Origin of the sequence: Cellulosimicrobium cellulans, from assembly GCF_001722485.1 — a bacterium.
Taxonomy (GTDB): domain Bacteria; phylum Actinomycetota; class Actinomycetes; order Actinomycetales; family Cellulomonadaceae; genus Cellulosimicrobium; species Cellulosimicrobium cellulans_A.
The window spans coordinates 1-6,354 of record NZ_LWGL01000170.1; the positions used below are offsets into that span (position 1 = coordinate 1).

At 75.8% G+C, this 6,354-nt stretch carries 7 protein-coding genes, 1 tRNA gene and 1 pseudogene; 6 read left to right on the forward strand and 3 right to left on the reverse strand.

What is annotated here, in order from left to right; translation table 11 throughout:
* Positions 1 to 149: 149 nt before the first annotated feature.
* The gene (locus JZ5iCDA_RS14525; RefSeq protein WP_069387807.1) at positions 150 to 1,007 is read left to right on the forward strand and encodes a DsbA family protein; all 858 of its coding nucleotides are present in this window, start codon (positions 150 to 152) and stop codon (positions 1,005 to 1,007) included.
* A 59-nt stretch (positions 1,008 to 1,066) separates the two neighbouring features.
* Positions 1,067 to 1,139 (forward strand) — tRNA-Thr (locus JZ5iCDA_RS14530).
* A gap of 74 nt (positions 1,140 to 1,213) precedes the next feature.
* Here JZ5iCDA_RS14530 and JZ5iCDA_RS14535 read toward each other — a convergent pair.
* Positions 1,214 to 2,074: an SGNH/GDSL hydrolase family protein gene (locus JZ5iCDA_RS14535; RefSeq protein ID WP_253182107.1), complete on the reverse strand. Its 861-nt coding sequence runs from the start codon at positions 2,072 to 2,074 to the stop codon at positions 1,214 to 1,216.
* 25 nt (positions 2,075 to 2,099) lie between these two features.
* Complete coding sequence (locus JZ5iCDA_RS14540; protein WP_290438817.1) at positions 2,100 to 2,810, reverse strand: uracil-DNA glycosylase; 711 nt, start codon at positions 2,808 to 2,810, stop codon at positions 2,100 to 2,102.
* A gap of 143 nt (positions 2,811 to 2,953) precedes the next feature.
* Between JZ5iCDA_RS14540 and JZ5iCDA_RS14545 the strand changes: the two genes are divergently transcribed.
* The 4 genes from JZ5iCDA_RS14545 to JZ5iCDA_RS14560 all read left to right on the forward strand — a co-directional run bounded on the left by JZ5iCDA_RS14545 (position 2,954) and on the right by JZ5iCDA_RS14560 (position 5,877).
* Positions 2,954 to 3,271, forward strand: coding sequence for a DUF3263 domain-containing protein (locus JZ5iCDA_RS14545; protein WP_069387808.1), 318 nt, complete (start codon positions 2,954 to 2,956; stop codon positions 3,269 to 3,271).
* Positions 3,272 to 3,354: 83 nt separating this feature from the next.
* On the forward strand, positions 3,355 to 3,999 hold the full coding sequence (locus JZ5iCDA_RS14550; RefSeq protein ID WP_069387809.1) for a LytR C-terminal domain-containing protein: 645 nt from the start codon (positions 3,355 to 3,357) through the stop codon (positions 3,997 to 3,999).
* Positions 4,000 to 4,150: 151 nt separating this feature from the next.
* Positions 4,151 to 4,354, forward strand: a complete 204-nt coding sequence (locus tag JZ5iCDA_RS14555) for a cold-shock protein (protein WP_069387810.1) — start codon at positions 4,151 to 4,153, stop codon at positions 4,352 to 4,354.
* 26 nt (positions 4,355 to 4,380) lie between these two features.
* Positions 4,381 to 5,877 (forward strand): phytoene desaturase family protein, encoded by a 1,497-nt coding sequence (locus JZ5iCDA_RS14560; protein ID WP_069387811.1) that lies wholly within the window; start codon positions 4,381 to 4,383, stop codon positions 5,875 to 5,877.
* A gap of 9 nt (positions 5,878 to 5,886) precedes the next feature.
* On the opposite strand, the pseudogene JZ5iCDA_RS19050 reads toward JZ5iCDA_RS14560, so the two are convergent.
* Positions 5,887 to 6,354, reverse strand: a pseudogene (locus tag JZ5iCDA_RS19050) (glycoside hydrolase family 15); the annotation flags it as partial.

The window sequence follows — 6,354 nt, forward strand, 5'->3', positions numbered from 1 at the left end:
CCACCACCTCGCCGACGCGGTGGTGCGCACGCGGCGCGGCCCGCCGCTCGGCGCCCTCGCCTGAGGACGCGCCGCGCGCGCCGACGGCACCCGCACCCGCACCCGCACCCTGTCGCCGCGGACGGCGACGCCGCACCCGAAGGACCACCATGACCAGCAACGGACCCCAGACCAAGGCCCAGCGCCGCGAGGCCGCCCGCGCGGAGGCGCTCGCGCTGCGCGAGGCCCAGGCGAAGCGCGACAAGCGCAACCGCCTCATCACGATCGGCGCGCTCGTCGCCGGCCTGCTCGCCCTCGTCGGCGTGTTCCTCGCCATCTGGATCCCGGCGATGAACGACCGCGAGCAGACTCTCGACGCCGTCGCCGAGGGCGACCTCAGCCAGGTCGAGAGCCCCGCCACCTCGAACGACGAGGGCGGCATCCCCATGGGCGCCGAGGGCGTCGCGGGCACCGACAACGGCGCCGAGGCGGTCGAGATCGGCGTGTACCTCGACTACATGTGCCCCATCTGCGGGACCTTCGAGGAGACCAACGGGGAGTCGCTCGACGCGCTGCGCGAGTCCGGCGACGCCACCGTCGTGCTGCACCCGGTCTCGATCCTCGACCGCACGTCGCAGGGCTCGCAGTTCTCGACCCGTGCCGCGGCCGCCGCGGCGTACGTGGCGGACCAGGCGCCCGAGGCGATGAACGAGTTCAACGCCCTCATGTTCGCCAACCAGCCCGAGGAGGGCACCGAGGGGCTCACCGACCAGCAGATCGCCGACCTCGCCGAGCAGGCCGGCGCGTCCGCCGAGGTCGCGGCGAAGATCGCGGACGGCACGGCCGCCGAGACGTACGCCGACTGGGCCGCGACCGCGACGAGCCTCGCCACGAACAACGAGGCGCTCATCAACCCGCAGTCCGGCGGGTTCGGCACGCCGACGATCACGATCGACGGCGAGCGCTGGGACGGCAACTGGCAGGACCCGACCGCGCTGGCCTCCGCCGTCGAGGCCGCGAAGGGCTGACGCCCGTCCGGGCCGCCGGGCGAGCGGGTAGTCTGCTCTCTCGTCCGGCAGCCCGGCACGCCGCCTTAGCTCAGCTGGTAGAGCACTCGCCTTGTAAGCGAACGGTCGTCGGTTCGAGTCCGACAGGCGGCTCCGCACGAGAGAGCCCCCGACCTCGCCGGGTCGGGGGCTCTTCCGTACCTGCGGTGGGCCGGGCGTCGGCCGGCTCAGTCCTGGGCGAGCGGCACGGGCAGGAGCTCCGGTGCCTTGGGCACCCGGTGGTCGCCCGACGACGTGCCGCGGAGCCGGCGCTGGGCCCACGGCAGCAGGTGGGTGCGGACCCACTGCGCGTTCTGCCGTGCCCGGTCGAGCACCGGGGCCGGGGGGAGCGGCGCGAGCGGGTCGTCCCACGCGGCGTCGTCGGGCTCCTGGCCGAGGCCCACGAGGGCTCCCTGGGCGACGCGCCGATGGCCCTCGGGCGTGAGGTGGATACGGTCGTCGGACCACATGCGCCAGTCCTGGAGGGCGCGCATGCCCCACAGGTCGAGGACGTACGCGCCGTGCCGGCGGGCGATCGCCCACAGGTTGGCGTTGAACACGCCGACGCGGGGGCGCGTGAGGTTCACGACGGGGGAGCGCGACGCGTCGAATCCCGTCGCCAGGAGCACGTCGACGCCGGCGGCGCGCAGCCGCGCCACGGCGTCCTCCAGGGTGCGGGAGAGGCGGTCGACGTCGGCGCTCGGCCGCAGGATGTCGTTCCCGCCGCCGACGAGGCTCACGAGGTCCGGACGCAGCTCGAGGGCGGCGGGGACCTGCTCGGTGAGGATGGCGGGCAGCTTGCGGCCGCGGATCGCGAGGTTCGCGTAGCGCAGCGGCTCCGCGCCGGCCTGGACTCGGCGGACGGCGAGGTGCTGCGCCAGGAGGTCGGCCCACCCGCGCTGGTGGTCCTCCTTGCCGGGGTACGGGTCCCACAGGCCCTCGCTGAACGAGTCGCCGATCGCCACGTAGCTGGTCCACCGCGGCGGACCCTCGGGGGCGGTCGAGGCGTCGCCCGCGTGCGGGGAGGTCGTCGGGTTCTGCGTCGTCACGGGGCCATTGTGCTCCTCGGCGCGCTCAGAGGGCAGGCGCCGCCGGGAGCCGCCAGTCGACCGGGTCCGCGCCCTGCTCCTCGAGCAGCGCGTTCACCCGGGAGAACGGGCGCGACCCGAAGAAGCCCCGGCGCGCGCTGAGCGGGCTCGGGTGGGCGCTCGCGACGACGGGCGTGTCCCCGAGCATCGGGCGCAGCGTCGCCGCGTCCCGGCCCCACAGGATCGCGACGAGCGGGGCGTCGCGCGCCACGAGCGCGCGGATGGCCGCCTCCGTGACCGCCTCCCAGCCCTGCCCGCGGTGCGAGCCGGGCTCGCCCGGCCGGACGGTGAGGACCCTGTTGAGCAGCATGACGCCCTGGTCGCTCCACGCCGAGAGGTCGCCGTTCGCGGGTGCGGGGGCGCCGACGTCGTCGGCGAGCTCGGCGAAGATGTTCTGGAGCGAGCGCGGCACGGGCCGCACGTGGGGCTGGACCGAGAAGGACAGACCCATGGGGTGCCCGGGCGTGGGGTACGGGTCCTGCCCGACGACGAGCACCCGTACCTGCGCGAGGGGCCGCGAGAACGCGTTGAGGATCGCGGACGGCGCGGGCAGGTACTCGCGGCCGGCGGCGACCTCGGCGCGGAGGAAGTCGCCCATCGCGTGGATCTGCGGCTCGACGGGCGCGAGCGCCTCCGCCCAGTCCGGGGCCATGACGCTCGCGAGCGGGGGACGGGTCGTACCGGCGGCGCTCTCCACGGTCCACGAGCGTAGCCCGCACCGGCGGGGCGAATCACACCGTTGTCGTGAGCTCCGTATACCCTGGGGCCCGGACGAGCCGGTGCGCCGTCGCCGCGACGGCGACGGCAGACCCGGTGACGAGAGTGTGCAGGAGGCGACCGATGGGCGAGGCGGCGTACGTGCTCGACGGACCCGACGCGACGCAGGGGGCCGGCCGCGGCGACGCGGCGACCGGCCTGAGCGAGCGGGACCGCGAGATCCTCGCGTTCGAGCGGCAGTGGTGGAAGTACGCCGGCGCCAAGGAGCAGGCCGTCCGCGAGCTGTTCGACATGTCGGCGACGCGGTACTACCAGGTGCTCAACGCCCTCATCGACTCCCCGGCGGCGCTCGCGCACGACCCGATGCTGGTCAAGCGGCTGCGCCGCATGCGCTCGACCCGTCAGCGCGCGCGCACGGCGCGTCGTGTCGGCGGGTTCTGACCCCGCTCCTGCCGCCCTCCACGGGTGAAAGTCCGACGAACAGGGCGTTTAGCCATCGGCGTCCCCCGGGCTACCCTGTCGCCGTGACGAAGAGCCGCTACCCCTACGCGCCCGACGAGTTCGACGCTCCCGCGCCGCAGGGCGCACCCGTCGGCGTGCACCGCACGCCGCGCAGCGGGTGGAGCAAGACGTGGCCGTTCCTGCTCGTCGCCGTCGTCTTCGCGGGCCTCGCCTACGGAGGCGTCACGCTCCTGTCGGGCGGGTCGGAGGAGGCGCCGCCGCAGGCGCAGTCGACCGAGCCGGCGGCCGAGGAGACGCAGGCCCCGGCCGAGGAGACGACCGAGCCGCCGGTCGAGACGGAGGCGCCTCTCGCTCCGGAGGAGCCGACGACCGAGGAGACGCCTGCGGCGCCGGACATCGAGGGGCTCATGGCGGTCGCCGACCCCAGCGCCTACGTCCGGGTGCTCAATGACGGCGGACCGACCGGTGCGGCGGGGAGCGGCAAGGAGGCGCTCGACGCGCGCGGTTTCACGAACGTCGAGGCCGACGACTACCCCGGGGACTCCGGGGCGACGGGCAACGTCATCTGGTACACGGCGAACCGCGCTGACACCGCCGCGGCCATCGCGGCGATCCTCGGCATCCCGGCGGAACAGGTCAGCGAGCAGGCGCTGCGCTCGGGCGACGTCATGGTCGTCCTCACGACGGAGGTCACGCCCGCGGGCTGAGACCTCCCGTGCCTGACCTGGCGGTTCGTCGGAATCGGGGCGTCCTCCACCGCCGACGCGCCGACCTTCCGCGCGCGCGGCGACGCCGCTAGGCTCGGCGTACCGCGGGGCCGAGGGAGCCCTGCGGGCGACGACGCACGAGGAGATCTCGATGGCTCAGGGCACCGTGAAGTGGTTCAACGCGGAGAAGGGGTACGGGTTCATCACGCCCGTCAGCGGCGGGCAGGACCTGTTCGTCCACTTCAGCGCCATCCAGACCGACGGCTACCGCACGCTCGAGGAGGGCCAGGAGGTCGAGTTCGAGCTCGGGCAGGGCACCAAGGGCCCGCAGGCCGAGCAGGTGCGGCCGCTCTGACCCCGTCGCAGGGCGGGCGCTGACGCGTGGCGGAGCACCTCGACGCGGTCGTCGTGGGGTCGGGGCCGAACGGTCTCGCCGCCGCGGTCACCCTCGCGCGCGCCGGTCTCGACGTGCGCGTGCTCGAGGGGCAGCCCACGACCGGGGGCGGCTCCCGCACGCTCGACCTGGAACTCGCCGAGGGCCTCGTCCAGGACGTGTGCTCGGCCGTCCACCCGCTCGCGTGGGCGTCGCCCTTCTTCGAGGCCTTCGACCTCAAGGCGCGCGGCGTGGAGCTCCTCGCCCCCGAGGTGTCGTACGCCCACCCGCTCGACGGCGGGCGCGCGGGCCTCGCCTACCAGGACCTCGACCGCACCGTCGCGCACCTCGGGGGGCCCGACGGCGCGGCGTGGCGCGCGCTGCTCGGCCCGCTCGCGCACGGGTGGCGGGACACCGTCGCGGTCGCGCTCGGGGACAAGCGGTCCGTGCCCGCGCGCGTCCTGCGTCCTGCCGGCGCGGCGACCGCGGCCCGGTTCGGGGCGGCCGTGCTGGAGCAGGGCACCGCGGCCTGGGACCGCCGGTTCACGACGGAGGAGGCCGCTGCGCTGCTCACCGGAGTGGCGGCGCACGCGATCACGCCTCTGCCCTCGCTCGGCGGAGCGGGGACGGCGCTGCTGCTCGCGGCGCTCGGCCACGCGCCCGGCGGCTGGCCGATCCCGCGGGGCGGGTCGGGGGAGATCGTCCGCGCGCTCGTGGAGGATTTGCGCGCCCATGGCGGCGACGTCGTCACGGGACACCGTGTGGCCTCCCGCGCCGACCTGCCGCCCGCGCGCGCCTACGTCTTCGACACGGCGCCGCGCGTCGTCGCCGACGTCTTTGCGGATCGGCTCTCGCCCCGCGCCGTCGCGGGCCTGCGCCGGTTCCGGCACGGCGACGCCGCGGCGAAGGTGGATCTCGTGCTGTCCGGCCCCGTCCCGTGGGCCGTCCCGGAGGTCGGCCGCGCGTCCACGGTGCACGTCGGCGGCACGCGCGCCGAGATGGCGCAGGCCGAGGCCGACGTCGCGGCCGGCCGGCACGCGGGCCGTCCCGTCGTCCTCGTCAGCGACCCCACGGTGGCCGACCCGGGCCGTGAGTCCGGCGGCCTGCGGCCGCTGTGGACGTACGCGCACGTGCCGGCCGGGTCGGAGCGCGACGTCACCGAGGACGTCGTCGGGCAGATCGAGCGGTTCGCGCCCGGGTTCCGCGACGTCGTCGTGGCGTCGCGGTGCACACCGGCCGCCGAGATGAGCCGGCACGACGAGAGCTACGTCGGCGGGGACATCGCCGGCGGCGCCGTGACGATGTGGCAGATGGTGGCACGCCCGTCGCTGCGGGCGGACCCGTACGCCGTCGGGCTCGAGGGCGTGTACCTGTGCTCCGCGTCGACGCCGCCGGGGCCGGGCGTGCACGGGCTCGGCGGCTGGTACGCGGCCCGACGCGTGCTGCGCCGGGAGTTCGACGTCCGCCACGACCCCGACCTGAGCCCCGTCCCGGTGCCCGGGTAGAGCCTCGCTCTACCGCGGAGCGGCGTCGAGCTCGACGAGCGCGAGCACGACGAGGGCCGCGCTCCACGACAGCGGGGCGACGGCGGCGGGTGACCCGTCGGCGAGCACCTTCTCCGGGATCGCGCCCGAGGCGGTGCGGTGGTCGTCGACCCACCGGAGCCACTCGCGCGCGTCGGCGCGGTCGTCGGGGTCGGAGGACGACGCCGCGGCCAGCGCGTAGAGCGCCGTCTGCGGGGTCCACGAGATGCCGTCCTCGCGCCACCCGGCGCCGGGCGCGAGCCCGCCCGCCGGCCGCAGCATGTCCGTGACCGACGCGCGCCAGGCATCCCGCGCGCCGGTGAGCGGCTCGGGCTGGAACGGCGGGAGCACGAACGCGGTGGACGCGTCGCGGGGCCCGCCGGTGACGTGCCGCGGGTAGCCCTGCGGGCCGAAGGCGTCCTCGACCGCGGAGCGCAGCCGGTCCGCCGCCCGGGCCGC